The organism is Mesorhizobium sp. BR1-1-13, from assembly GCF_020165515.1.
Classification (GTDB): domain Bacteria; phylum Pseudomonadota; class Alphaproteobacteria; order Rhizobiales; family Rhizobiaceae; genus Mesorhizobium.
Genome location: NZ_JAIUIH010000004.1, coordinates 467,006 through 493,422, shown reverse-complemented (window position 1 = coordinate 493,422; position 26,417 = coordinate 467,006). Strand labels below are relative to the sequence as shown.

The following is a 26,417-nucleotide window of genomic DNA, read 5'->3' as shown; positions in this document are numbered from 1 at the left end:
TACCGTCGTCGGTTTGCCGGGATTTCGGGGGAAGTGACCTGGCCTGCCGATTTTTTACAAGAGAGCCGCGCCCTCGGGCTGGAGAAGCGGACCTAGGCATTTCGGGCTTATGGGGATTGTCTTGCACGACTATCAGACGACAGTGAAGACGCGCGCGTCGCTTACGGGCACCGGCGTTCACAGCGGCAAGGAAGTTTCCATCAGCTTTCTCCCGGCGGATGCCGACACCGGCATCGTTTTCCAGCTTTTCAGTGAGAACGGTCAAGGTCGCGAGTTCCGCGCCCTGTTTTCCGAGATCGGCGCAACCGACCTGTGCACCATGCTCGGTGATCCCTCTGGCGAGCACATCGCCACGGTCGAGCACATCATGGCGGCGCTGTTCGGGCTCGGCATCGACAACGTCATCATCGAGATTGATGGACATGAGGTCCCTATCCTCGACGGCAGCGCTATGGCGTTCGTCGAGGCCATAGACCAGGCCGGCATCGAAACTCTGTCGGTCAAGCGGCGCTACATCCGGATCGTCAAGCCGGTCCGTATCGAGAACGGCGCCTCCTGGGCTGAGTTCAGGCCCTATGACGGTACCCGCTTCGAGGTCGAGATCGATTTCGAAAGCCCGGCGATCGGCCGGCAGCTGTTCGCGTCCGACATCAATGCGGACATTTTCCGCCGCGACATCGCGCGCGCCCGTACCTTCGGCTTCATGAAGGACGTCGAGCGGCTGTGGGCGGCGGGCTATGCGCTGGGATCCTCGCTCGAGAATTCGCTGGTGATCGGTGACGATAACCGCGTCATCAACATGGGCGGCTTACGCTACCCCAACGAGTTCGCACGTCATAAGACGCTGGATGCCATGGGCGACCTGGCGCTGGCCGGGGCCCGCTTCATCGGCTGCTTCCGCTCCTATCGCGGCGGCCACAGGCTGAATGCGGCCGCCTTGCGGCGCGTGCTGTCGGACCGTACCGCATTCGAGGTCGTCGAAACGACTCGCCGCGAGCGCGGCCGTGCGGCCGAGATGAGCACCGTCAACGCGCCTCTCTATGCGCCCTGGATGATCTGAGTCACCGCCACTTTCCGGATACCATCGCAGCTCGCTAGTGTTGCATGAATGCATCATTCGCCGGCGAAATCGCAGGGATACTCCGGCGCGGCCTGGCCGCCACAAAAATGTTCCATTGCCTAGACATAGCGTTGCCGGGCAAGGCGGTTATGGTTTATGGCTGCTGCCGTCGATAGTGCATGTCGCCTGGAAGTGGGGACCAGTTTTGGGGAAACGACATGCAACAGGCACTGAAATAACGCCGAAAGGGCGCAATCCAATCATGTTCTTCAAGCGATTCGGTCAATTGAAAGCGCCGCAGCGGTCCGTTTTCCTGGCGCTTTCGGTGGTTGTTCCATCGCTCTTCCTGTCTGCTTGCATGTCGTCGGAAAAAGATATCGACCTGTCGACCTATGTCGACCAGACCGAGCCGGCCGACGTTCTCTACAACCAAGGGCTCGCCAATCTGAATGCCGGACGTCTCGACGAGGCGAGCAAGAAGTTCGACGCGGTCGACCGCCAGCATCCTTATTCGGAATGGGCCCGCAAATCGATGGTGATGGGCGCGTTCGCCGACTATCGCAAGGGCAGCTACGACGAAGCGATCTCATCGGCCAAGCGTTATCTGACGCTGTATCCGTCAACGGATGACGCGGCCTATGCGCAGTACATTATCGGCCTTAGCTATTACCGCCAGATCAAGGACGTCACGCAGGATCAGAAGGAAGCGCGCCAGACCGTGCAGACCATGCAGGACCTCGTGACGCGCTGGCCCGATTCAGAATATGTCGATGACGCCAAGGAAAAGATCCGCTTCGCCAACGACCAGCTCGCCGGCAAGGAGATGCAGATCGGCCGCTATTATCTCGAACGCCGCGAATACATCGCCGCGGTCAAGCGCTTCCGCAATGTGGTCGAGAATTACTCCAACACCCGCCATGTCGAGGAGGCGCTGGCTCGCCTGACCGAGAGCTATTATGCGATGGGCCTGACTTCGGAGGCGCAGACCGCCGCCGCCGTTCTCGGCACCAATTATCCCGACAGCCCATGGTACAAGGATTCCTACAAGCTCCTGCAGAGCAACGGGCTTGCGCCGCGCGAGAATGCCGGCTCGTGGATATCCAAGGCCGGGAAACTGATCACCGGCGCCTGATGCAGGCGTAACGATGCTTTCCAGGCTGTCGATCCGCGACATCGTTCTGATCGAGAAGCTGGATATCGACTTCCAGCCCGGCCTCTCGGTGTTGACCGGTGAAACCGGCGCCGGCAAGTCCATCCTGCTCGATGCTTTGTCGCTGGCGCTTGGCGCGCGCGGCGACGCCTCCCTGGTACGCCATGGCGCGGCACAGGGCCAGGTGATTGCCGTGTTCGACGTGCCGCGCAACCATCCGGTGCGCGCGCTGCTCGCCGAGAACGCCATCGAGGATGACGGCGACATCATTCTCCGCCGCTTGCAGACTGTGGACGGCCGCACTCGCGTCTTCGTCAACGACCAGCCGTCCAGCGTGACGCTGATGCGCGACGTCGGCCGCGCGCTGGTCGAGATCCACGGCCAGCATGACGAACGCGCCCTTGTCGATCCCGGCGCGCATCGCGACGTGCTCGACGCCTTCGGCGGCCATCTCGGCGCCGTCCGGTCGACGGGTGAGGCCTGGCGGCACTGGCGTGCCTGCGAGCAGGAGCTCTCGCGCCATCGTGCCAAGGTGGCGGCGGCGGCGCGCGAAGCGGACTACCTGCGCGCAGCGGTCACGGAGCTGACCAAGCTCGATCCGCAGCCGGGTGAGGAGACGGAGCTTGCCGACTTGCGCGCCCACATGATGCGGGCCGAGAAGATCGCCTCCGAAATCCATGACGCGCAGGACGTGCTTTCGGGTCCATCCTCGCCCTTGCCGCAACTGGCCAGCCTGCTCAGGCGGTTGCAGCGCAAGGCAGGCGAGGCCCCCGGGCTGCTCGAGGACGTCGTGAAGTCGCTGGATGAGGCGATGCTGTCGCTCGACGCGGCGCAGTCGGGCGTCGAGGCGGCCTTGCGCGCCACCGAATATGATCCACAGCGGCTGGAAAAGGCGGAAGAGCGGTTGTTTTCGCTGCGCGCGGCATCGCGCAAGCACAGCGTTGCCGTCGATGATTTGGCGCAATTGCGCGACACGATGGTTGCCGATCTTGCCGATCTCGACGCCGGCGAGGAGCGCCTGCATGGGCTGGAAAAGCAGGCGGCCGCCGCGCGCGAGGCCTATGATATCGCCGCCGCGCAACTGTCCTCGCTGCGCCATGCCGCGGCGGTCGGACTGACCAAGGCGGTGATGGCCGAACTGCCGGCGCTGAAGCTCGAACGCGCAGCCTTCATCGTCGAGATGAAGAGCGAAGCCGAGAGCCGCATGGAAGAGGGCATCGACCAGATCGAGTTCTGGGTGCGCACCAATCCCGGCACGCGGCCGGGGCCGATGATGAAGGTCGCTTCCGGCGGCGAGCTTTCGCGCTTCCTGCTGGCGCTGAAGGTAGCGCTGGCCGACCGGGGCTCGGCGCCAACGCTGGTCTTCGATGAAATCGACACCGGGGTGGGCGGTGCCGTGGCGGATGCAATCGGCCAGCGGCTGGCAAGATTGTCGAAGCGCGTGCAGGTGCTCTCGGTCACCCATGCGCCGCAGGTAGCGGCGCGTGCGGCGACGCACTTCCTGATCTCCAAATCCGGCAGCACCGACAAGGTCGCGACCGGTATCGCCGAAATGGACCGGGCGGCGCGCCAGGAAGAGATCGCCCGCATGCTGGCGGGGGCCACCATCACCGACGAGGCGCGCGCTGCGGCCGAGAGGTTGCTGCGGGAGAATACGGCGGCTGCCTGAAAGCTCGGTTTCCGTGAAGGCGAGTCAGGATATGGCTGCATCCTGCTGTTCAGGAATGATTTTTTCGCAGGCCGGCTCCCTCCTGCCAAATCCTGATTTATAGTGGCACCCAACCAAAGCGCCCCGCGCCTTGGTTATTGTTTTGCGCATGTCGTTGCCCCAAAATCGCACCATATTTTGGGCGGCGTGCATTGGTCAGGGAAGCCGTGCGATGTCTGAAAGACCAGTCGATTCACTCAGTGAGAGCGAAGCCGAAGCGGAGCTGAAGCGCCTGGCGCAGGAGATCGCGGAGCACGACCGCCGCTACCATACCGAGGACGCGCCTGTTATCACCGACGCGGCCTATGATGCGCTCACCCGGCGCAACCTTGCCATCGAGCAGCGCTTTCCCGCCCTGGTGCGCGAGGATTCGCCATCGCGCAGGGTCGGTGCCGCGCCGGCGGAGGGCTTTGCCAAGGTGCGCCATGCGGTGCCCATGCTCAGCCTCGCCAAGGCCTATACCGACGAGGACGTCGCCGATTTCATCGAACGCGGCCGACGTTTCTTCGACCGTGACAAGGATCTCGATATCGCCTTCACGGCCGAACCGAAGATCGACGGCCTGTCGGCGTCGCTGCGTTACGAGAACGGCGTGTTCGTGCAGGGCGCAACGCGCGGCGATGGCGCTATCGGCGAAGACATCACCGCCAATCTGAGGACCATTGCCGACATTCCCGGCAGACTGAACGGTTCGGGCTGGCCCGAAATCATCGAGATACGCGGCGAGGTCTACATGACCTATGCCGAATTCGAGGCGCTGAAGCAACGCTCGGCGGCCGCCGGCGGCCAGGACTATGTCAATCCGCGCAACACGGCGGCCGGCTCGCTGCGCCAGAAGGATCCCTCTGTCACCGCCAGCCGCAACCTCAAATTCTTTGCCTATGCCTGGGGCTACACGACAGCCGATCCCGCTCCGACACAATACGATTCGGTGCAGAAATTCGCGGAATGGGGCTTCAAAGTCAGCCCGCTGATGGTGCGGGCAAGGTCGGTTGACGAGCTGATCGCGCATTATCACCGCATCGAGGAGCAGCGCTCCTCGTTGGGTTACGACATCGATGGTGTCGTCTACAAGGTCGACCAGCTGGAGTTGCAGCGCCGGTGGGGCTTCGTAACCGGCGAACCACGCTGGGCCATCGCGCATAAGTTTCCGGCCGAACAGGCGATGACGACAGTGCAGAAGATCGACATCCAGGTCGGCCGCACCGGCACTCTGGCGCCGGTCGCGAGGCTTGCGCCCGTGACCGTGGGCGGCGTCGTGGTCGAGAACGTCACGCTGCACAATGAAGACTACATCAAGGGCTTCGACAGCAACGGCCAGCCGATCCGTGACGGTATGGACGTGCGCATCGGCGACACCGTGGTGATCCAGCGGGCAGGGGATGTCATCCCGCAGATCGTCAGCGTCGTCGTCGACAAGCGTCCTCCCGATGCCGTGCCTTACGAATTCCCGCATACTTGCCCGATCTGCGGCTCGCCGGCGACGCGCGAGATCAACGAGAAGACCGGCAAGGAGGATTCCCGCAGGCGTTGCACGGGCGAACTGATCTGCCCCGCGCAAGCCGTGGAAGGGCTGCGCCACTTCGTGTCGCGCGGGGCCATGGATATCGAGGGACTAGGCGCGGAAAACATCGACCTGTTCTTCAATGCGGGTCTGGTCAAGACGGCCGCGGACATCTTCACGCTCAGGGATCGGCGTCCCGCCGTCACCAAGGCGCTGGCCGAGCGGCGCGAGGAGCAGGCGAGGCAGCGCGAGGCGGCGTCGGGCAAGACGCGCAAGAATGTGCGCAGCGTCGAGGACCGCAACTATGAAGGGTTGGACAAGCTGTTCGCGGCCATCGATGCGCGCCGCGAGCCGGAGCTCGACCGCTTCATCTTTGCGCTTGGGATCCGCCATATCGGCGAAACGACGGCGGCCGTGCTTGCCCGGACGTTTTCGACAATCGAGGAACTGATCCGCGTCGGCAAGGAGACCGCGGCGGCTGCCGATCCGCACAGTGTTTTCCCGTCGATCAACGGCATCGGCGATACGGTGATCAACGCGCTGGCCGATTTTTTCGGCAATGAGCGCAATGACGACGTGCTTGAGGCGTTGCTTAAGCAGGTCAAGCCGAAGCCCTATATCGTCACCGTCTCGGCCGACAGCGTGGTCGCCGGCAAGACCATCGTGTTCACGGGCTCGCTGGAAAAGATGACGCGTTCCGAAGCCAAGGCGATGGCAGAACGGCTGGGCGCCAAGGTAGCGGGCTCGGTTTCGGCCAAGACCGATCTGGTGGTGGCGGGGCCTGGCGCCGGCTCGAAACTCAAGCTTGCCAGTGAACTCGGCATCGAGGTCATAGACGAGGACGCGTGGCTGCAGCGGATCGGCAAGGCATGATGTCAGGCGAATTCAAGGGGTTCGGCCAGAAGGCTATTCCGTTCCTGAAGGCGCTTGATTTCCACCAGAGCCGCGAGTGGTTCGTAGAGAATCGCGACCTGTTCGACCAGGAATTGCGCGATCCGCTGGGCGATCTGGTGGAGACGCTCACACGACGTTTCGGCGAGGCCGGGCTCGGCCTCAAGGGCGACCGCAAGAAGTCGCTGTTCCGGATCAACCGGGACGTGCGCTTCGCCAAGGACAAGCGGCCTTACAACCGGCATCTGTCGGCGATCCTGTCGCCCGACGGCACCAAGATGGAGCAGGGCGTGTTCTACGTTCATATCGGGCTCGAGCGCTGTTTCGCCGGCGTTGCCTGGTGGAGCCCGCAGCCGGCGCTGCTGCTGGCGATACGTCGGGCCATCGAGACGAAGCCTGAACAGTTTCGGGGAATGGTCAAGGCGCTCGCCAAGAACGGCCTGGTGCTCGACACGGATGGCTGCATGAAGCGCACGCCGCGCGGCTTCGAACACGTCGCGGAAGCCGATCTCGTCGCGGCCATCCGCAACCGGCATTTCGTCGTCCGCCACGCCATCGATCCGGCCAACATTCACGGTCCGGAACTGGTCGACGAACTCGTCGACTTCACCATGCGCGCCAGGCCGTTGCTCGGCTGGGGCAGGGCGATCGAGGGCAAAGCGGCGAAGGACTGAGCTGCCACGCAGGCGCCGCAACGATCATTTCCGCTGATCGTTTGGCTCAAGCGAATTCGTGTGACAAGCCGGGTGGTGCTTCCTACATCAGCCCTCTGATCGGGGAGAGACATGTCGGCGCAAGCAATTTCGGAGAATGGCGCGAAGAGCGATTTCTGGCAAGGCGTACGGCTATCCATTCCGGTCGTGGTGGCGGCGGCACCGTTCGGGCTGCTGTTCGGCGCGATTGCCGTCGACAATGGCTTTTCCGTTTTCGAAGCCTTCCTGATGAGCGCGCTGATCTTCGGCGGCGCCAGCCAGATGGTCGGCATAGAACTGTTCGGCCAGCATGTGGCGCCGTGGCTGATCGTGCTGTCGATCTTCGCCGTGAATTTCCGCCACGTGCTCTATTCCGCCGGCATTGGCCGGCGTATCGCGCACTGGTCCGGGGTGCAACGGGCGCTCGGTTTCTTCATTCTCACCGATCCGCAATTCGCCGTTGCCGAGGCCAGGGCCCAGTCAGGCCAGACCGTCGGCTTTGCCTGGTATCTGGGGCTTGGGCTACCGGTCTATGTGTTCTGGACCATCGAAAGCGCGCTCGGCGCGCTGTTTGGAAAGCTCATTCCCGATCCCCATGCCTTGGGCATCGATTTCCTGCTGCCGATCTATTTCCTTGGCCTGGTGATGGGCTTCCGCAAGCGGGCGCTGTGGCTGCCGGTGGTCATCGCCAGTGCCTGCGCCTCGATCATCGCTTACAAGACAGTGGGGTCACCCTGGCACGTTTCGATCGGCGCGATTGCCGGCGTACTGCTCGCCGTCATCCTGCCGCCACACCGCAGCGGTGTGGAGGCAAGGCCATGAGCACGACCTTCTGGATCATCATCGCCGGCGCCATCGCCACCTATCTCACGCGCATCGGCGGCCATCTGGTCATCTCCCGCTTCGACTACATCCATCCGCGCGTGGAAGCCGGCCTCAACGCCGTACCGGCTGCCGTGTTGACGACGCTGGTAGCGCCGGAACTGCTGAATGCCGGACCGGCGGAGTGGGCGGCGCTGGTCGTCACCGCGCTGGTTTCGCTGCGTGGCGGGTTGATGGCGATGTTTCTGGCCGGGGCGGCGGTGTTGATCCTGGCGCGGCAGTTCGTGGGGTAGAGTTCGAGGCGCCAACGTTCGAAGTTAGAGCGGTTCAGCGTTTGATGGAATCGCCGACCCGCTCTAACTCTTTGTTTTTACGCAATTCCGGACGGAAAACCGCTACGCACTTTTCCTGGAATTGCTCTAGATCAAACCTTCGCGTCGTGCGGCAGCGTCGCGGTTGCCTTTTCCAGCCAGGCCAGCGTCTCGCCGTCGAGCATCGGGCCTATCTCGGCCAGCACGCGGGCGTGGTAGGTGTCGAGCCAATGCAGCTCGTCGCGGGTCAACAAATCCGAGCGCACCAGCCTGACGTCGATCGGCGCCAGGGTCAGCGTCTCGAAACCGTGCATGGCGATGTCGCCGCCGTCGATCTGGGCGGCCGGCGTCACCAGAATGAGGTTCTCGATGCGGATGCCGTAGGAACCCTCCTTGTAGTAGCCCGGCTCGTTGGACAGCATCATTCCTTCGAGCAGCTTTTCAGTGCCGGTGCGGGCGATGCGTTGCGGGCCTTCGTGCACGGCCAGATACGAGCCGACGCCATGGCCGGTGCCGTGCGCGAAGTCGCAGCCATGCTTCCACAGCGCCATGCGGGCGACGGCGTCGATTTCCGAGCCGCGCGTGCCGGCGGGGAAACGCAGCGTGGAAATGCCGATCATGCCTTTCAGCACCAGCGTGAAACGTTCGCGCATTTCCTCGGTCGGCTGGCCGATCGGCACGGTGCGGGTGATGTCGGTGGTTCCGTCCTGATATTGGGCGCCGGAATCAAGCAGGAACAGCTCGCCGGCCTGGAGCTTGCGGCTGGTGGCGCGCGACACGCGGTAGTGCATGATGGCGCCGTTCGGGCCGGCGCCCGAAATGGTGTCGAAGGAGACGTCGCGCAGCGGCATTTGCGTTTCCTCGCCGGTCTGCCGGCGCGTCTCTTCCAGCCGGGTGACGACCGCGATCTCATCGAGCGAGCCGGGCTTCTGGCGATCGAGCCAGCACAGAAGCTTGGCCACGGCCGCGCCGTCGCGGCGATGCGCGGCGCACGATCCGTTGATCTCGGCCTGGTTCTTGGTGGCGCGCGGAATGCGGGCCGGGTCGGGGGCTACAATCACCTCGCCGCCATTGTCCTCGACCAGCATGCGCAGCTTGTCGGCGGCCAAAACGGGGTCTAGCGCGATTTTCGCGCCGCTCTTGGCCAGCGCCACGACCGCCGCTTCGAATTCGCCGGGCTCGCGCAAATCGGCGAGCTGGGTGAGATAGGCCGCGACCTGCCGCGAGAATTTTCGGCTGTCCATGAAAAGCTGGTGCGACCCGTCGGCGGCGAGGACGGCGAAGCCGAGCGCCAGCGGTGTGTGCGGCACGTCACCGCCACGGATGTTGAAGGCCCAGGCGATCGAGGAGGGGTCGGTCAGGACCGCATGGGTGGCGCCCTCCTTGCCGATCGCCGCCGCCAGCCGCGCCAGCTTGTCCTTGGCGAGCTCGCCGGCAAAACCGATGGGATGGAGTTCGACAGGAGCGACCGGTGCATCCGGCTGATCCTTCCAGATGATGTCGATCGGGTTCGTCTCGAGCGGCACCAGCACGGCGCCGGTCTTTTCGGCCGAGGCCTGCAGCGCCTTGATCTCACCGATCGTGTGCAGCCAGGGATCGAAGCCGAGCCGCGCGCCCTTGCCAAGGTTGTCCTTAAGCCAATTTGCAGGCGGATTGTCGACCAGGCTCTCGATCGAGAAGATACCGAGATCGACCTCGCCGCGCACCTGGAGCGTGTAGCGTCCGTCGACGAAGATGAAGGCGCGGTCGCGCAGGATGACGGCAACGCCGGCGGAGCCGCTGAAGCCGGTCAGCCATTTCAGCCGCGCCGAGCGGTCGGCGACATATTCGCCCTGATGCTCGTCGGCGCGGGGAACGACAAATCCGTCCAGGCCGTTTTCCGCCAGCCATTGGCGCAGCAACGCCACGCGTGGTCTGCCGACGGCCGGATCGCCAGCGGAATCAAAGGTCTGGAACATGGTGGCGTCTCCCTCGGATAGTGCCCGACCGTAACGCATGGAGCTGGAAACCGGAATCGATTTCAGCAGGGCCAGACGGGGTTGCGTCACCGTTTGAGATGGATCGTCACCCAGCCTTCGCGGTGCAGCGTTCTGACATGGCGAAAACTCTGGCCGACATAGGCGGAGATCACCGCGTCGCGCTGCCGGTCGAGAATGCCTGACAGCACCAGCGAGCCGCCGAGGCTGATGTGTCGCGCCATTTCCGGCGCAAGCCGCATCAGCGGCCGCGCCAATATGTTGGCGATGATCAGGTCGAAGGGCGCACGCCTGGCAAAGATCGGATGGTGGAATCCGGGCGCGGTCACCGTCTCCACCAGCGCCTTGACGTGGTTGAGCCGCGCATTGGCGGCGGCAACGCTTACCGCTACCGGATCGATGTCGGTCGCCAGCACGGGAATATGGAAGAGCTTGGCCACGGCGATGGCCAGCACCGCGCTGCCGGTGCCGAGGTCGAGCGCGTTGCGCGGCCGCTCGCGCCGCGTCACCTTTTCCAGCATTTCCAGGCATCCGGCGGTGGTGCCGTGGTGGCCGGTGCCGAAGGCCAGCCCCGCTTCGATCTCGATGGCAAGCTCGCCACTGTGGCGTTTGCGGCGATCATGCGCGCCATGCACGAAGAAACGGCCGGCACGCACCGGTTTCAGCCCTTCCAGCGAGCGCGCCACCCAGTCGATATCGGGCAAGGTCTCGCGCTCGACCGGCCTGGACAGGGCTAGCCCTGCCAGAATGTCCTTCACCCGCGCCTCGACCGCATCCACATCGCCGTCGGCATAGAGAGAGACTTCATGAATGTCCGCGTCCTCATCGACCTCCAGCACGGCGATCGGCAAGCCTTCATCCTCAAAGGCGGCATCGAGTGCGGCGAAAATTCTGGTGGATTCGATCTTGCCGGCGGTGAAATGGAGCCGCGTCTGGGTCATGGATTTCGCATCAGCCCTTGGCCGCGAGGCGTTTGAGCTTTTCCACGGCGGTGTCGGCGCTTTCGCCATAGGCGATCGTGCCGGCGAAATCGCCCTTGCCGTTGAGCAGCAGCACCGAGGCGGTATGGTCCATCGTGTAGTCGCCGTCGCCGGTGTCGACTTTCTTCCAGTAGATGCCGAAGGACTTCGCCATGGCGTGGACCTTGTCGGGGTCGCCCGATATGCCGGTGATGCGATCCGTGAAATTGCTGACATAGGCGTTCATGACCGCGGGGGTGTCCCGCTCCGGATCGACCGAGACGAAATAGGCATGCAGGTTCTTGCCGTCGTCGCCGAGCGTCTTCAGCCAGCCGGCGAGTTCGAACAGCGTGGTCGGACACACTTCGGGGCAGTGGGTGAAGCCGAAGAAGACGACGCTGGGGTGGCCCCGGAAGGCGGCCTCGGTGATCGGCGCGCCTTTCTGGTCGACCAGCGTAAAGGCGGCACCGAAAGGCTCGCCGCCATAGTGGCCCCGATACCAGTCGAAGGTCAGCCAGCCTATGCCGGCTGCCATCAGGACGAGAATGCCGACCAGTATTGCGCGCATCATCAGTAGGATTCCGTCTTGTAATTTCATCGGCATGCCGGCCATGGCCTGGCAGCCCTTGGTTGGCGAACAGTCTTAGCGGTTCGACCGGGTACACGCAAAGGTGCCGCGTTGACGCAACCGGCCGTGACCTATGCCGGCGTTTTGATCGGGGCCGGCGGCTTGCAATGCAATGTCCTTGGCCCCACCTGAGACCGGCAAACTTGAACTCGGAGGCTATCTTGCAACGACTGATTGGGCGAAATCTGATCGGCGGCGCTCTGGCCGCGTGCCTTGTCCTTGGCGCCGGTGCCGCAGTCGCCGATGAAGTCGGCAAGGTCGGCGTCGACTGGCTCGGCAACGACATCATCGTCGAAGCGATCAAGGACCCGAAGGTGGACGGCGTCACCTGTCACGTGTCCTATTTCGACCGCGGCATCATCGACCGTCTGCACAAGGGCAACTGGTTCGAGGATCCTTCCGATTCCTCGATTTCGTGCCGCCAGACCGGTCCGATCACCATCGGCGACATCGACATGAGCGAAGGCGGCGAGGAGGTGTTCAAGCAAGGCATCAGCCTGATCTGGAAGAAGCAGGTGGTGAACCGCATCTACGACAAGGCCAACGAGACGCTGATCTACCTCTCGCATTCGCGCCAGGTGCAGAACGGCTCGGCCAAAATGTCGGTCACCACCGTGCCGCTCTACGGCCAGAACGTGGTGTGGACCAAGGGCAAACCGAAATAGATGGATCCGGTTCTTTCGTGCAATTGACCCGACCGACAATTGCTCCCGACTTGCGGGAGCTATTGCCCTGACGTAAAGCCGCCCGTATGGACCGTTCCGAAAATCTCGTGCTGAAAGATCCCGAGCCGCGTATCCATCCGACGGCGGAGCTGAAAGCATGCAAGCTCGGCCGCTACGCCTCGATCGGCGAGCGGGTGGTGCTGCGCGAAGTGAGTGTCGGCGATTTTTCCTATTTCGAGCGGCACGCCGAGGCGATCTACACGAGGATCGGCAAATTCTGCTCGATTGCCGCCAACAGCCGCATCAATGCGCTGGATCATCCGATCGAGCGGCTGACCCAGCACAAGGTCAGCTACCGGCCCAACGAATATTTCCGCTGGCTGGGCGTCGATGCCGCCTTCCGCGAACGGCGCCAGGCGGAGGCCGTGAGCATCGGCCATGACGTGTGGATCGGCCACGGCGCCGTGATCATGCCCGGCCTCACCATCGGCAATGGCGCCGTCGTTGGCGCCAATGCCGTCGTCACGCATGACGTGCCGCCTTATACGATCGTCGTCGGGGTGCCGGCCAAGCCGCTTCGGCCGCGTTTCGCAGCCGATATCGCGGCGCGGATCGAGGCTCTCGCCTGGTGGGACTGGCCGGTCGAAAAGCTCGCCAGCGCCGTTCCCGACATGCAGGCCATGACCATCGAGATCTTCCTGGACCGCTGGGAAAATCACGCCGCATGAGTTCGCGCCGGCGCGGCTGAAGAGCACGCGCATTTGCGCCAAAGGCGCGCCTCAGGGAACCACTGTGCGAGCGCTCCGGATGAACCCCTTCCGTCATGCGGGGTGGGGCGACGGAAGGGGCTGGAGGTAAACCGCTGTGAAGGGAAGAAACAGGCCTGTTTGCCTGCACCGTTACTTTGACACCAATTCCCTTGATGCGTGCATTCGATTGCAGCGGTTGTATTTCTTTCCGATGGGAACCTGATATGGCCGCCGGTTGTTCCTTCCGGCGTACCGCACGGCGCGGCGCTGTTTGAGGGACCCCATGATCGAGAAGCTCTTCACCAAAATCGCCAACCGGGTAGCCCATCTTGCGGGGCTGTCGCCGACATTCGCACTCTGCTGCCTGATCGTCATCATCTGGGCAGTAAGCGGCCCACTCTTCGCCTTCTCGGACACTTGGCAACTGGTGATCAACACCGGGACGACGATCATCACCTTCCTGATGGTGTTTCTCATCCAAAACACCCAGAATCGAGACGGCGCGGCAATCCAGGCCAAACTCGACGAGTTGATCCGGGTCAGCGAAGCCAAGAACACCTTCATCGGTATCGAGCATCTGACCGAAGCCGAGGTCCAGGAGATCCGTGCCAAATGCGAGCGGGCAGCGAAGCGGCATGACGAGAAAATCGCGGCCATAGCTGCCAAGAAAGCCGTGGCGTCAAAGCGCAAACCGAAAAAGCAGGTGGCTCGAAGCACCGGCTGAAACCGGTTAACCCCCAAGAGTTCCGTCGTCGCTCGAATGCGACCTGATCCGAACACCGGCTCTCATTTTTTCGGACATGCTCATCGCTTCATGAATGCCGCGAAAGCATCCTTGTGGTCGGGGTGCCAGCGCGACAGAGCAGGGCGGTTTTCGATGATGTCGCCGATCGCCCAGGCCATGCGTTTCTCATCCAGCGGACGCGTCACCTCGTTGTCTGGGCACAGGATGTAGAAGTCGCGCTTTGTCAGGGATTCCAGCATGAAATCAATGACCTGTTCGCCGGTCCAGGCGCCGGCCGGCTTCTCGGTCGCGCCCTCGGTCAGGCCGGTATAGGTGAAGCCTGGAATCAGCAGATGCGCCGACAGATGGGCACCCGGTTCATTGCGCAGGGCATGCGCCAGTCCCTCGGTGAAGGTCTTCACGCCGGCCTTGGAGACGTTGTAGGCAAGGTTTCCAGGCGGCGTGGTGATGCCTTGCTTAGAGCCGGTGTTGACGATCAGGCCCGGCTGGCGGGCTCCCAGCATGCGGGGCACGAAGGCTTCGACACCATGCACGACGCCCCAGAAATTGATGTCCAGCAGCTGCTTCCAAGCGTCGCGGTTCTCCCACGGCTTGCCCGGGTTGTTGCCGACACCAGCATTGTTCATCAGCAGCGACACATTACCGAAGGCGCCAAAGGCTCTTTCGGCGAGACGATCCACGTCTTGTGCCTTCGAAACGTCGGCGGCGACGGCCAGCACGGCATCGTCGCCGGCGATGGCGGACACAATACGGGCCGCATCCTCAAGACGCGGGCCGGCGACATCGGCAAGCACGATCTTCATGCCCATGAGAGCCAGCCGCTTCGCGGCGGCAAGACCAATGCCGCTGGCAGCGCCGGTAATGACTGCGGCATTGCCCGAACCAAGCGCGGGCAAAGCGGTCTGGAGGTCTGCGTCGGTCAGCATGGGCGGCGGATTCCTTCTTGCGATGGCGCCGAACTTAGCGCCGGAGCGGGCTGGCGCAAGCCTCCGCGCGCCTGACTGCGCTTGAGCAGCCTGCATGGGCCGGGTTGACCGGTCCGGCCGAGACTGCGCATGGTGCCTCGCAAAAGGAGATTTCCCGATTGACGGACTGGATCGAAATCCTGAAGCAGCAGACCACCATCGGCGATCAGATGAGCCGCGAAGTGCCGCAGATGCTGGCAAACCCCGAGATCAGCGAAGCACAGGTGAAGACGCTGTTTTCCGCCTTGGAAAAACAGGCGGATTTCGTCGAGAAGCTGCGCATGGCGCTGGAAAAGTTCGGCCATGACTTTGCGGTCATCAAAGCGGCGGAACGGCTGGAAGAGCGCTACGCCGATCTTGCCGCGTCGGTGGCCGAGAAGCTGAAAGCGATGCGCGAATAGATCCCTATTTTTCGATCACGCGTGCGAAACGCCGGTCCGGCACAAGCCAGACCAGGGCAACCAGTACATAGATCGCGACGCCGATCCACTGGCTGATGAAGGTCAGCGGGATTGCGCAGAGATAGGCGACAAGCGAGATCTTGCCCTTGCGGTCGTTGCCGATCGCCCTGGCAAAGGCCGTATCGTTGCCGTGCAATCGGTGAAGCGTCACGACGAGAATGAAGTAGGCGATGGCGCACAGCGCAAGATCGGCGCCGTAGACGGCGACCGGCACCGGCGCGAAATGGTTTTCGCCCATGAAGGCCGTCGTCACCGGCATCAGCGACAGCCAGAACAGGAGATTGAGGTTCGCCCACAACACGCGGCCGTCGACCCGCTGCACGGTGTGGAACATATTGTGCAAATTGTTCCAGTAAAGGCCGACGTTGATGAAGGACAGCACGTAGCTGAAGAAGATCGGCCATAGCGGCAGCAAGGCCGAGAGATCCTCGCCATGCGGCACCTTCAGTTCAAGCACCATGATGGTGATGATGATGGCCACGACGCCGTCGGTGAATGCCTCGACCCTGCCTTTGCCCATGATTTGCGCCCTTTGTCCGGAGTCGATCATTGAAGACGGTAAATCGTTAGCTGATGTTGTCAGGCCGATAAACGCCATCCGGGAAATTTCTCAACTATATCAGGGGAAACTCTCCCGCCAGGCCGGCTCGCGGCAATGGTTTGCTGTGGCAAGTTGTTGACTTTTCTTGCCGCAGTCTCTCCCATCGAAGACAGCTTGGCTGAGCCACATATGGCCGAGCGATCTGATGGAGTGACTGATGAGATTTCGATTTCTGCTCTGCCTCGCGACCATTCTGGCCGCCATCCTCGGCACGTCGGCCGCCGCGTTCGCGTACAGCGCCCACACCAGCAGCAACCTCAACGTGCGCACCGGGCCGGGGGCAGGATATGCCAAGGTAGGGACGCTGCCGGCTGGCTACAGGGTGAACGTCACCGGCTGCCAGCCGGGTTGGTGCAGAATTCATGGTGGCGGCGTCAGCGGCTGGGCCAGTTCCGGCTATCTCTCGCGGGCCCATGTCGTTCGCCCGCCGGTGATCATCGTGCGCCCGCCGCATCGTCCGCCGCACTGGCAGCATCGGCCGCACCGTCCTCCGCACCATCGCCCACCGCACAAACCGCGTCCCGGGAACTGCAAGATCGCACCAGGTTTCTCCTGCAAATAGCGAATTGCAGCGGGGTCACACGACAGGATGTCGTGCCGGATCGGAACCATCGGCTCCGATACCAGCCTGTTCAGCCAACGGGTTTCCGGTCCAGACAACGTCCGTCATGCTGTCAGGAGCCCACCGGCCGGCCGGAACGTCGGGAGTAAGGGCGCGTTAAGGTCGCGATCCCTGAAACTGATGAAGAGGTTTGGCCATGGCCATTCGTGACTTGGCGCATTCGCGCAACGAAGCAGGCGGCGAGGCTCTCGCAATTCCGGTGGTCGCCACAATGATCGCCGTTCTGTTTGCCGGCAGCACGGTGCTGACGCCGCTCTACATCATCTACAAGCAGCAATTCGGCTTTTCACAGATCACGCTGACGCTGGTCTACGCGGTCTATGTCGTCGGCAATCTCGGCGCCCTGCTGATGTTGGGCGGCGCGTCGGATGTCGTTGGGCGCCGGCCTACCGCTCTCGCGGCCATGATCGTCGCCGTCGCCAGCGCGCTTGTCTTTCTGTTCGCCAACAATGTCGTTCTGCTCGATGTGGCGCGCGTCCTGAGCGGGCTTGGCATCGGTGTCGGCGCGGGGACCGGAACGGCATGGATCGCCGAGCTTCTCCCTGGCGCTGACAAGGCGCGCGCCAGCGTCATTGCCACCAGCACCAATTTCCTGGGCCTCGGTTTCGGCGCACTCGTCTCGGGATTGTTGGCGCAGTATGAACCGTGGCCCTTGCGCCTGGTCTTCATCGTCTATCTGGCGGCGCTTGTATTCGTCTCCATCCTGGTCTGGCGTACACGCGAAACGGTGGCGGAGCCTGGCGGCCCCGGGCAGATTTCCATGCGGCCGCACTTTGCCGTGCCGGATGAAATCCGCGCGCGCTTCGTCGCGCCGGCGGTGACCGGTTTCGGCGCCATGGCGCTGGTCGGCTTCTATGCGGCGGTGGCGCCAAGCATCCTGGCGCAGCAACTGCATGAGACGAACCATGCTGTCGCCGGTGCGCTGTTCTTCGAATTGGCGATCATCACGGCGCTCAGCATCGTAGCGCTGAAGCAAATGCAGAGCGGCAAGGCCATGCTGGCTGCGCTGGCGTTGATGATTCCCAGCATCCTCATGGTGGTGGCGGCGCAGATGCTGGCGTCGATGGCGCTGATGATCGCCGCCACCGCCTGCTGCGGCGTGACGGCCGCACTCGGCTATCGTGGCAGCCTGCAGGTGGTGAGCGAGATCGCACCGGAGGATCGCCGCGCGGAAGTGATATCCAGCTTCTTCATCTGCTGTTTTATCGGCAATGCCTTGCCCGTTATCGGCATTGGCATCATCTCGACCTATGCCAGCCCCATCGCGGCCAGCCTGGCGTTCGCCGCGATGATCATCGTGTTTGCGCTGGTCGCGCTGGGCTTTGGGTTGAAAAACAGGCCTTGAGAGCTGCCAGCTTCAGCCGTTCGGCGTCTCGGGGGAAAGATGCGCGCGTTGGCGCGGCACGCCGAGCCCGGTGTCGGGCGGCTCGCCGGCGGCCGGCCTGTTCTCGATCATGTGCAGGGTGCGCCAGCCGCCGAGACGGTAGTAGGCCGCGGCCAGCAGCAGGGAGGTGATCGAGCCGGCGGGGAAACTCCACCACAGTGCTTCCTCGCCGATCACATCCCGCATGAAATAGGCAAAGCCGGTGCGCACGACCAGCACCGAGATCACCAGGATGACCAGCGGCGGCATCACGGCGCCCGTGGCGCGCACGGTGGCGAACAGCACGATGGTGACGCCGAACAGGATGAACGACCAGGACGCGACGTTGTTGATGTGAGCGGCGATGTCTATCGCGGCGCTGTCGCGGCTCAGGAACAGACTGAGGATCGAGCGGTCGAAGACCCATAGAAGTGCTACGAGAGCGCCGGTCAGCACCAGGTTGAAGCCGACGCCTGACGCTGCGATGCGGCTGATGCGGTCCCAGCGGCCGGCGCCGACATTCTGCGCCGCCATCGAGGACACGGCCGCGCCGATGGCGAGCGCGGGCATCTGGATGTAGGTCCATAACTGCGCGGCGATGCCGTAGGCGGCGGCCACCTGCGAACCGTAGGAATTGACGATGCCCATCACCGTCAGGGCCGCGGCCGAAATCACGATCATCTGCAAACCCATCGGAACGCCCTTGAAGACGACGACGCGCAGCAAGGCGGGGTCCGGCCGCAGCAGCGCCAGATTGGCGCCGGCCAGACGCAGCGGATGCTTGCGGACGTAGAGCACGATCAGGATGGCAATGACGCTCACTGTCTGGCCCACAAGCGTCGAGGTTGCCGAGCCGGCGATGCCGAGCTCTGGAAACGGCCCGATGCCGCGGATGAGCAGTGGGTTCAAGATGATGTCGAGCACGACGGCGAGCGCCATGAAAAAGAACGGCGTGCGCGAATCGCCGGCGCCGCGCAGCACCGTCATGACAAAGGACAGAAGGTTCATCATCGGCACCGCGACGAAGATGATGCGCAAATAGGAGCGCGCCAGCGGCAAGGCGTCGGGCGGTGTGCCGAGCGCGCCCAGAATGGCGTCGACCCAGATCCAGCCGCAGACGGCGAACAGCACCGAGACGAAGAAGAAGAAGGTGGCGCTGGTACCAACGATGCGGCGTGCCTCGGGGAGATCGCGGGCGCCGACCGATTGCGCCACCAGTATCGTAGCCGCCATGCCGATGCCGAACACCGTGCCGAGGATGAGGAACAGCACCAGATTGGCATTCGAGGTGGCGGTAAGCGCGGATTCGCCGAGGAAGCGGCCGACCCAGACAGCGTTGACCGAGCCGTTGAGCGATTGCAGCACGTTGGAGCCGAGCACCGGCAGGGCGAACAGCAGGAGCGTGCGCGGAATGGGGCCGCTGGTCAGGTCACCGGTGCGCCGGCGCGCGGGCATCTTTTCATCCATGGCGGGCAATCCGGCAAAGCTGGTTCTTTTGAGTCCGGCACGCAGGATACCGCAGGCCCGACCGGGATGCACCCTTGCGAAAGGAGCGACGGCGGGCAAGGCATGCCGTCATGCATCCGATCATGCTTGTCGGGCCGGAGGCGCCGCCTGGCGCCTCCGGTAAGATGTTTACTTCCTGGCGAGGCCGGGAAGCGTGACCTGATAGACAAGGAACATGGTGTCGACATCGGCGCCGTCCTCGGCCTTGTAGGGCGCGCCGACCTGGAAGCCGTCCTGGGCGAGGAAGTCGTTGTCGTTGGCGACAAACAGGAAATAGTCGTCGGGCAGCTTCGGATCGAGCACGCTCGCCAGCGACATCGCCTCCCACTTCTCCGAGAGGTTGTCCTTGTCGTTGGGCGCGCCATTGTGCAGGCCGAAGCGGGCAAGCTCGGCCTTGTCGTTGATGTCGATGAACGGCGTCAGCCTTGCCGGCGTCACCGACGGATCGAGCACGCCCTTGGGCGCCACCGGCTTATCGGCGGCATCGAAGGGACCGCCGGCGATGTCGGTCGCGCCGGAAAGGTCGACAATGTCGATCTTGCGATACAGCGACTCCTCGCCTTTCAGGCCCTGGCCGTTGCCGCTGTCGCGCGCCAGAATCAGGAAAGCGGTATCCGACAGCGCCACGATCTCGCTTTGCGCAGCCACCTTGGTCTTGCCCTTGGCGTCCTTGAACACCGGCAGCGGCACGACGTATTCATGTGCCAGCTTGAGATGGGCAAGATCGGAGGCGTCATAGACCAGCGCCCTGGTGTTCTGGCGCGTCGAGGCCGAATCGCCGCCGTCCTGCCGGGTCGCCGACTGCAAAACCGCGATCACGAACTTGCCGTCCGGCGTCATTGCCATGCCTTCGAGGCCCTGATTGTTCTGGCGGCCGGTCTCGGGATCCTTTGGATCGGGTTCGGCAGCACCTGGGCCCGGATTGTCGGAAGCAAAATTGGCCGTGCCGTGGCGCATCGGCACGAGCGCGGCCGGAGGCTGGGTCGCCGACATCAGACGGCCGTCGGCGGAGAAGCGGTAGATGTCGGGACCGTATTCGTCGGAGACGAGCATGGTGCCGTCGGGCAGCCGCACGATCGCCTCGTTGTCGAGCGCGAGCTTGCCGTTATCGGCCTGCGGCAGGACAGGCATGTCGCCGGCGGCGGGACGCACGCCGTTCAGCGGGTCGAGACCGCTGGCGTCGGCACCCTTGTCGTCGGTCAGGAGCATGGTGTCGGCGAGCGTCGCCTTGACGCCGGTCTGCTCCTGGCCGGCCGCGGGCGCGGCACCTGGCGCCGCCGGGGCGAACTCGATGTTGATGGTGTTGAGGCGCGGGCGGTAGTCGGTGGTGCCGACGACGTTATAACCGCGGTCGGGCAGCAGCCACAGCGAACCCTTGTAGGTGCCGGCATCATGCGTCCAGCCCGCGGTGTCGATCGACATGCCGGAACCGGAGCCGAAGGTCTCGCCGAACCTGTCGCGCTGGCCGGCCGGGATGCGGCCAACCCCCACCAGCCCCTTGTTGACGAAACTGGCGCCGCCGACGCTGGCCGCGCTGTCGGCGAAGGCGGGCAGCGAAACGGCCGAAGCCGCCAGCGCGGCGGCCAGCAGCCGCAACGAGAATGAGCGTAGATGCGTCATGGATATCCCCTTGATGACAAAGTGCCGGGACGGCGGAATATTGAGGTTGCCTTGGGGGCGGCGAGGCTGCCGCCCTGGAGGGCCGCTTGTGCCCTCGGCAAGCGGTCTAAGGCGCGAACATGATGCTTGCATGACAGTTGGTGACGCATTCGCGTCGGCCCGCCGCGACGCTGCTGGGGAAGTGCAGCCGCGCCGGAAATCGATCGTTCCGACACAGGTTCGACGTGTCCAGGAGCTGTTCGCAGCACTAGACGCTTATGTACATTACGCATATCGTGCCGGTTTCTGACAGTCCGGGGGGAAAGCCTTGAAGTCTCACTACCGCGGCGCGTCGGCTTCTCACCTCCGGCCGCTTTGGCCACACGATCGGCAAGAGCGTCGCGCTGGCGTTGGTGGATGACGATTTTGCCGAGGAAGGAACGGCGCTTTGCGTGCACATTGTCGGCACGGAGCGGCCGGCGCGTGTCATTCCGGCTTCGCCTTATGATCCCTTGGGCAAGGCGATGCGGCAATGGGGAGGTTTCCGGATGATCGATGACGCGGCACGCGAAAGCAGGCGCGAGCGCCGACGGGGACGCATCGGCGAGGCCGGCAGCGAGAGCAGCCGCCGGCCCAATTACCGCTCGCTGAAGAACCCGTTCCTGCCGCAGCCGATCTTTTCGGACGATCAGGTCGCCTCGATTCACGACACGGCGCTGCGCGTGCTGGAAGAGCTGGGCATCACGGTTCTGCTGCCGCAGGCGCGCGACCTGCTCGCCCGCGCCGGCGCCTTGGTCGACCCCGACACCGACATGGTGCGGATCGGCCGCGACATGGTGGCGGCTGCGTTGGCCTCGGCGCCGCGGTCGATCCACGCTCATGCCGGCGCACGTGCCCGCGACCTGCCGCTCGAACTGGGTTCGATGACTTTCCTGGCTGGGTCCGGCGCGCCGAACGTCACCGATCTCGAGCGCGGCCGGCGGCCCGGAACGCTGGCCGCCTTCGAGGAACTCATCAAGCTGGTGCAGCATTTCGACGTCCTGCATATGCTGGGACCCTGTATCGAGCCGCAGGACATCGACAACCGTTTCCGCCATTACGCCGTCAACCGGGCGCAACTGACCCTTTCGGACAAGTTCCCGTTCGTGTTCGCGCGAGGCACTCCGCAGGTCGACGACAGCTTCGAGATGATTCGGCTGGCGCGCGGGCTGTCCGAAGACGCGTTTCGCTCGGGCGCCCATTGCTACACCGTCATCAACACCAATTCGCCGCGCCAGCTCGACATCCCGATGGCGCAAGGCATCATCGACTTCGCCAGGGCTGGGCAGGTCCTGATCATCACGCCTTTCTGCCTGGCGGGTGCGATGGCGCCGATCACGGTGGCCGGCGCGCTGACGCTGCAGCATGCCGAGGCGCTGGCCGGATTGACGCTGGCGCAGATCGTGCGGCCGGGCGCGCCTGTCGTCTACGGCTCCTTCTCCTCCAATGTCGACATGAAATCGGGCGCGCCGGCCTTCGGCACGCCGGAGCATATCAAGGCGACGCTGGGGGCCGGCCAACTGGCGCGCTTCACCGGCCTGCCGTGGCGTTCGGGCGGCGGCAGTGCGGCCAACATCTCCGATGCGCAGGCGGCGCATGAGACTCAGTTCGCGTTATGGGGCTCGGTGCTGGCGGGCGCCACCGTGTGCATCCATGCCGCCGGCTGGCTGGAGGGGGGCTTAAGCGTTTCCTTCGAAAAGCTGGTCACCGACATCGAGGCGTTGCAGACGGTGGCTGAACTGTGCGCCGCCACGCCCGGCGACGACGATACCATCGGCTTCGAGGCGATCGCCGAAGTGCAGCCGGGCGGCCATTTCTTCTCGGCTGGCCACACCATGGCGCGCTACCGCACCGCCTTCTACGAGCCGCTGGTGGCCGACTGGTCGAACTTCGGCAACTGGACGCAGGCCGGTTCCAAGACCGCAACCGAACGCGCTACCGGTATCTGGAAGCGCATCCTCGCCGATTTCGAGCCGCCGGCGTCTGCGGCCGCCACATCGGGCGTGCTCGACGAATTCATCGCGCGGCGCACGCAAGAGGGCGGTGCGGCGCCGGTGTCGTGAGATAGCTTACCCGTCCGTCGTCCTGAATCTTGGCCGCAATCCGGAACCTGCCATGTTCCCCGTGCATTCATGGGTGCGGCCAGGCTGCATTTGCGAGCCATTGAGGGAGGACGACATGGGTTTCGACCAATATCACGAACCGCCCGAGGAATTGTCGCAGGAGGTGCGGACCTTTGCCCGCATGATCACCTCGCTGATCGAGGAGGCGGAAGCGATCAGTTGGTACGAGCAGCGCATGTCGGTGGAAAAGGACCCGCAAGCCCGCGCCATCATGAAGAACGCGCAAGGCGAGGAATTCAAGCATTTCGGCATGGACCTCGAATTCCTGCTGCGCCAGAAGAAGGACTGGCGGGCGGAACTGAAGGAGATCCTGTTCACCACGGGCGACATCGTCAAAGCAGGCGAGGCGGGCGAGAAGAAGGTGGATTGAGCGGTCCGGCCCGGGTGGCTACCGAAAGTTCCGTTCACTTCGGACGTCCACGCTATTGGATTCATTCCAGTCAATTTTAGCTGTGAAATCGCAAATATAATTAGGGTCAAAATCTACTTCGATTTCATATCCAGAAATCTCAGGATTTTTCGACCAACTCCTAACCAGAGTAAGTGTCCATTTTTCTCACACCGCCGCGACAAACCCGTCGAGCACGCGTTTCTGGCCGGCCTTGTCGAAGTCGATGGTCAGCTTGTTGCCTTCAATGGCCGCGATGTTGCCGTTGCCGAATTTCTGGTGGAAGACGCGGTCGCCGACGTTGAAGGGGGACGGCGTGTCGGCGACGGATTTGGCGACCAGCTCGCCATCGATAGTGCGGCCCTTGATGCTCGTGCGGCCGGCGCCGTAGCCGCTGTCGGTCTCGCCATAGCCGATGCGCTCGACCTGGTGGCCGGAGCGCGAGCCCCAGTTGCGATCGGTCGCTTCGGTGCGGTTCTGCTGCGCCCGCTGCCAGCCCGGCGTGGCGTAGCTGTTGGAGAAGGCGCCCGATTTTTCGGCGCCGACATTGTCGAAGCGCGAGGCGCCATAGGGGTTCTGGCGGCCGCCCCGGCCGGAAGCGAACGAGCCGCCGCCATAGGAATTGCCGTAGCCGCCATAGGAGTTGCCGCTTTCGGCGACTTCGACATGGGTTTCAGGCAGTTCATCGAGGAAGCGGGAGGGAATCGTCGATTGCCACAGGCCGTGGATGCGGCGGTTGGAGACGAACCAGATGTGCAGGTTCTTCTTGGCGCGGGTGACGCCAACATAGGCCAGCCGGCGCTCCTCCTCCAGGCCGGAACGGCCGCCTTCGTCCAGCGCGCGCTGGTGCGGGAACAGGCCTTCCTCCCAGCCCGGGAGAAAAACGGTCTCGAATTCGAGGCCTTTGGCCGAATGCAGCGTCATGATGTTGACGGCGTCGAGTTCGGCGTTCTGCTCGGCATCCATGACCAGAGCGACATGTTCGAGGAAGGAGCGCAGCGATTCATACTCCTCCATGGAGCGGATCAGTTCCTTGAGGTTCTCCAGCCGGCCGGGCGCCTCGACCGAACGGTCGTTCTTCCACATGTCGGTGTAGCCGCTCTCTTCCAGGATGGTCTCGGCCAGTTCGGTGTGCGGCGTGGTTTCCAGCGCCTTCTGCCAGCGTTCGAAATTGGCCGCGACCTCGCGCAATGCGGCGCGCGGCTTGGGCTTCAATTCATCGCTCTCGGCGAGCTTGGCGGCGGCTTCCAACATCGGTACGCGCAGCGCGCGGGCCGTGTCGTGGATCTGGCGGATGGTGGTTTCGCCGAGGCCGCGCTTGGGCACATTGACGATCCGCTCGAAGGCGAGATCGTCGGCGCCTTGCGCGACGACGCGGAAGAAGGCAAGCGCGTCGCGGATCTCCATGCGCTCATAGAAGCGCGGGCCGCCAATGACGCGGTAGTTGAGACCGAGCGTGACGAAGCGGTCCTCGAACTCGCGCATCTGGAAAGACGCCCGCACCAGGATCGCCATGTCGTTGAGGTTATGCTTCTGGCGCTGATAAGCCTCGATGGTCTCGCCGACAGCGCGCGCTTCCTCCTCGGAATCCCAGGCTGCGTGGACGTTGACCTTGCCATCCTCGGGATCGTCGCGATCGGTGAACAGCGTCTTGCCGAAGCGGCCTTCGTTGTGGGCGATGAGGTGCGAAGCGGCGCCGAGGATATGCGCGGTGGAGCGATAATTGCGCTCCAGCCGGATGATGGTGGCGCCGGGAAAGTCCTTGTCGAAGCGCAGGATGTTGTCGACCTCCGCGCCGCGCCAGCCATAGATCGACTGGTCGTCGTCGCCGACGCAGCAGATATTGACTTTGTTTTCGCTCACGGGCTGTTCCGCGCCTGCCGGCGCGGGCCCTCCGCGCGGGCCTCGCAAAGGCTCGAACGCCCGGTCGGGCTTGCGGCCTTCGGCCGAATGCAAATCCGTAGACGTCGCACTACGCCCGCTATTTGGCCGTTGCGCCAGGAGCCGCAGCCACATGTATTGGGCGGTGTTGGTGTCCTGGTACTCGTCGACGAGGATGTATCTGAAGCGCTTGTGATATTCCTTCAGCACATCCGGATTGGCGCGGAAGATGCGGATCGGGTGGCAGAGCAGATCGCCGAAATCGCAGGCGTTCAGCGTCTGCAGGCGCTCCTGATACGCCCTGTAGAGCTCGCGGCCCTTGCCGTTGGCGAAACTGCGCGCATCGCCCTCGGCGATATCGGCCGGGCCTTGCCCCTTGTTCTTCCAGCCGTCGATCATCTGCGCGAACTGCTTGGCCGGCCAGCGCTTGTCGTCGAGGCCCTCGGCCTGGATCAACTGCTTGATCAGCCGCACGACGTCGTCGGTGTCGAGGATGGTGAAGTCTGATTTCAGCCCGGCAAGCTCGGCGTGCCTGCGTAGGAGTTTGACGCCGATCGAGTGGAAGGTGCCGAGCCAGGGCATGCCCTCGACATTGCCTTCGCCGATCAGGATGCCTATGCGCTGCTTCATCTCGCGCGCGGCCTTGTTGGTGAAGGTCACGGCCAGGATCTGCGAGGGAAAGGCTTTTCCGGTCGCCAGGATGTGGGCGATGCGGGTGGTCAAGACGCGCGTCTTGCCGGTGCCGGCGCCGGCCAGCACCAGAACCGGGCCTTCGGTCGTTTCCACCGCCAGCCGCTGTTCGGGGTTCAATCCCTTGAGATAGTCGGGCGCGTTGTTGTGGCCGCTGCGGGCAGCCATGGCGCGCGCGGCGATGCCCGACGGGGCGGTGGGCCGCGCATCGGGTTCATCGAAAAAGGGCATGTCTTCGGAAAAGCCGGACATCGCCCCCGAATGTAGTGATTCGGCGGAGAAAGACCAGAACTGTCTACGTTTTGTTCCACCCCTGATT

The 26,417-nt window shown here is 63.7% G+C and carries 22 protein-coding genes and 1 pseudogene; 15 read left to right on the top strand and 8 right to left on the bottom strand.

Annotated elements, in window-relative coordinates; genetic code table 11:
- The first annotated feature begins 109 nt into the window (after nucleotides 1-109).
- The 7 genes from lpxC (at nucleotide 110) to LB533_RS13065 (ending at nucleotide 8,120) form a co-directional block, all read left to right on the top strand.
- Nucleotides 110-1,060, top strand: coding sequence for a UDP-3-O-acyl-N-acetylglucosamine deacetylase (gene lpxC / locus LB533_RS13095; RefSeq protein WP_140639196.1), 951 nt, complete (start codon nucleotides 110-112; stop codon nucleotides 1,058-1,060).
- 262 nt (nucleotides 1,061-1,322) lie between these two features.
- Nucleotides 1,323-2,192 carry an outer membrane protein assembly factor BamD gene (locus tag LB533_RS13090; RefSeq protein WP_140639195.1) on the top strand — a complete coding sequence of 290 codons (870 nt, stop codon included), beginning with the start codon at nucleotides 1,323-1,325 and terminating at the stop codon, nucleotides 2,190-2,192.
- A 13-nt stretch (nucleotides 2,193-2,205) separates the two neighbouring features.
- A complete protein-coding gene (gene recN / locus LB533_RS13085) occupies nucleotides 2,206-3,879 on the top strand; it encodes a DNA repair protein RecN (RefSeq protein WP_140639194.1) in 1,674 nt (557 codons plus the stop codon).
- A gap of 211 nt (nucleotides 3,880-4,090) precedes the next feature.
- Nucleotides 4,091-6,295 carry an NAD-dependent DNA ligase LigA gene (ligA, locus tag LB533_RS13080; RefSeq protein WP_140639193.1) on the top strand — a complete coding sequence of 735 codons (2,205 nt, stop codon included), beginning with the start codon at nucleotides 4,091-4,093 and terminating at the stop codon, nucleotides 6,293-6,295.
- On the top strand, nucleotides 6,295-6,987 hold the full coding sequence (locus LB533_RS13075; RefSeq protein ID WP_140639239.1) for a DUF2461 domain-containing protein: 693 nt from the start codon (nucleotides 6,295-6,297) through the stop codon (nucleotides 6,985-6,987). The genes ligA and LB533_RS13075 overlap by 1 nt, the downstream gene beginning before the upstream one ends.
- Nucleotides 6,988-7,098: 111 nt before the next feature.
- Nucleotides 7,099-7,827 (top strand): AzlC family ABC transporter permease, encoded by a 729-nt coding sequence (locus tag LB533_RS13070; protein ID WP_140639192.1) that lies wholly within the window; start codon nucleotides 7,099-7,101, stop codon nucleotides 7,825-7,827.
- On the top strand, nucleotides 7,824-8,120 hold the full coding sequence (locus tag LB533_RS13065) for an AzlD family protein (protein WP_140639191.1): 297 nt from the start codon (nucleotides 7,824-7,826) through the stop codon (nucleotides 8,118-8,120). Before LB533_RS13070 ends, LB533_RS13065 begins: the two co-directional genes overlap by 4 nt.
- Nucleotides 8,121-8,251: 131 nt before the next feature.
- Here LB533_RS13065 and LB533_RS13060 read toward each other — a convergent pair whose 3' ends face one another.
- From LB533_RS13060 to LB533_RS13050, 3 genes are all read right to left on the bottom strand, one after another.
- A complete protein-coding gene (locus LB533_RS13060; protein WP_140639190.1) occupies nucleotides 8,252-10,096 on the bottom strand; it encodes an aminopeptidase P family protein in 1,845 nt (614 codons plus the stop codon).
- An 86-nt stretch (nucleotides 10,097-10,182) separates the two neighbouring features.
- Entirely contained in the window at nucleotides 10,183-11,055 is an 873-nt protein-coding gene (locus LB533_RS13055; protein ID WP_140557545.1) for a 50S ribosomal protein L11 methyltransferase, read from the bottom strand.
- A gap of 10 nt (nucleotides 11,056-11,065) precedes the next feature.
- On the bottom strand, nucleotides 11,066-11,644 hold the full coding sequence (locus LB533_RS13050) for an SCO family protein (protein ID WP_140639188.1): 579 nt from the start codon (nucleotides 11,642-11,644) through the stop codon (nucleotides 11,066-11,068).
- Between the two features lie 218 nt (nucleotides 11,645-11,862).
- On the opposite strand from LB533_RS13050, the gene LB533_RS13045 reads away from it, so the two are divergent.
- From LB533_RS13045 to LB533_RS13035, 3 genes are all read left to right on the top strand, one after another.
- The gene (locus LB533_RS13045; RefSeq protein WP_140630936.1) at nucleotides 11,863-12,366 is read left to right on the top strand and encodes a CreA family protein; all 504 of its coding nucleotides are present in this window, start codon (nucleotides 11,863-11,865) and stop codon (nucleotides 12,364-12,366) included.
- Nucleotides 12,367-12,452: 86 nt separating this feature from the next.
- Complete coding sequence (locus tag LB533_RS13040) at nucleotides 12,453-13,094, top strand: DapH/DapD/GlmU-related protein (protein WP_140639187.1); 642 nt, start codon at nucleotides 12,453-12,455, stop codon at nucleotides 13,092-13,094.
- A gap of 304 nt (nucleotides 13,095-13,398) precedes the next feature.
- Complete coding sequence (locus LB533_RS13035; RefSeq protein ID WP_181169327.1) at nucleotides 13,399-13,839, top strand: low affinity iron permease family protein; 441 nt, start codon at nucleotides 13,399-13,401, stop codon at nucleotides 13,837-13,839.
- Nucleotides 13,840-13,919: 80 nt separating this feature from the next.
- On the opposite strand, the gene LB533_RS13030 is transcribed toward LB533_RS13035, so the two are convergent.
- Nucleotides 13,920-14,786: an SDR family NAD(P)-dependent oxidoreductase gene (locus tag LB533_RS13030; RefSeq protein WP_140639186.1), complete on the bottom strand. Its 867-nt coding sequence runs from the start codon at nucleotides 14,784-14,786 to the stop codon at nucleotides 13,920-13,922.
- 158 nt (nucleotides 14,787-14,944) lie between these two features.
- Between LB533_RS13030 and LB533_RS13025 the strand changes: the two genes are divergently transcribed.
- Complete coding sequence (locus tag LB533_RS13025) at nucleotides 14,945-15,226, top strand: hypothetical protein (protein WP_140639185.1); 282 nt, start codon at nucleotides 14,945-14,947, stop codon at nucleotides 15,224-15,226.
- A 4-nt stretch (nucleotides 15,227-15,230) separates the two neighbouring features.
- On the opposite strand, the gene LB533_RS13020 is transcribed toward LB533_RS13025, so the two are convergent.
- The gene (locus LB533_RS13020; protein ID WP_140495258.1) at nucleotides 15,231-15,806 is read right to left on the bottom strand and encodes a TMEM175 family protein; all 576 of its coding nucleotides are present in this window, start codon (nucleotides 15,804-15,806) and stop codon (nucleotides 15,231-15,233) included.
- Nucleotides 15,807-16,044: 238 nt separating this feature from the next.
- Here LB533_RS13020 and LB533_RS13015 point away from each other — a divergent pair, with 238 nt between their 5' ends.
- Both LB533_RS13015 and LB533_RS13010 read left to right on the top strand, forming a co-directional pair.
- A complete protein-coding gene (locus LB533_RS13015; RefSeq protein ID WP_140639184.1) occupies nucleotides 16,045-16,449 on the top strand; it encodes an SH3 domain-containing protein in 405 nt (134 codons plus the stop codon).
- A gap of 196 nt (nucleotides 16,450-16,645) precedes the next feature.
- Entirely contained in the window at nucleotides 16,646-17,854 is a 1,209-nt protein-coding gene (locus tag LB533_RS13010; protein WP_140639183.1) for an MFS transporter, read from the top strand.
- 12 nt (nucleotides 17,855-17,866) lie between these two features.
- Here the strand turns inward: LB533_RS13010 and LB533_RS13005 are convergent, their stop codons facing one another.
- Complete coding sequence (locus LB533_RS13005) at nucleotides 17,867-19,339, bottom strand: MATE family efflux transporter (protein WP_140639182.1); 1,473 nt, start codon at nucleotides 19,337-19,339, stop codon at nucleotides 17,867-17,869.
- Between the two features lie 168 nt (nucleotides 19,340-19,507).
- Nucleotides 19,508-20,998 (bottom strand): esterase-like activity of phytase family protein, encoded by a 1,491-nt coding sequence (locus LB533_RS13000; protein ID WP_140639181.1) that lies wholly within the window; start codon nucleotides 20,996-20,998, stop codon nucleotides 19,508-19,510.
- Nucleotides 20,999-21,348: 350 nt separating this feature from the next.
- Between LB533_RS13000 and LB533_RS12995 the strand changes: the two are divergent.
- Nucleotides 21,349-23,079: pseudogene (locus LB533_RS12995) on the top strand (trimethylamine methyltransferase family protein); the annotation flags it as partial.
- A 115-nt stretch (nucleotides 23,080-23,194) separates the two neighbouring features.
- Nucleotides 23,195-23,509 (top strand): hypothetical protein, encoded by a 315-nt coding sequence (locus LB533_RS12990; protein WP_140639180.1) that lies wholly within the window; start codon nucleotides 23,195-23,197, stop codon nucleotides 23,507-23,509.
- Nucleotides 23,510-23,695: 186 nt separating this feature from the next.
- On the opposite strand, the gene LB533_RS12985 is transcribed toward LB533_RS12990, so the two are convergent.
- On the bottom strand, nucleotides 23,696-26,350 hold the full coding sequence (locus tag LB533_RS12985) for an ATP-dependent helicase (RefSeq protein ID WP_140639179.1): 2,655 nt from the start codon (nucleotides 26,348-26,350) through the stop codon (nucleotides 23,696-23,698).
- Nucleotides 26,351-26,417: the final 67 nt, after the last annotated feature.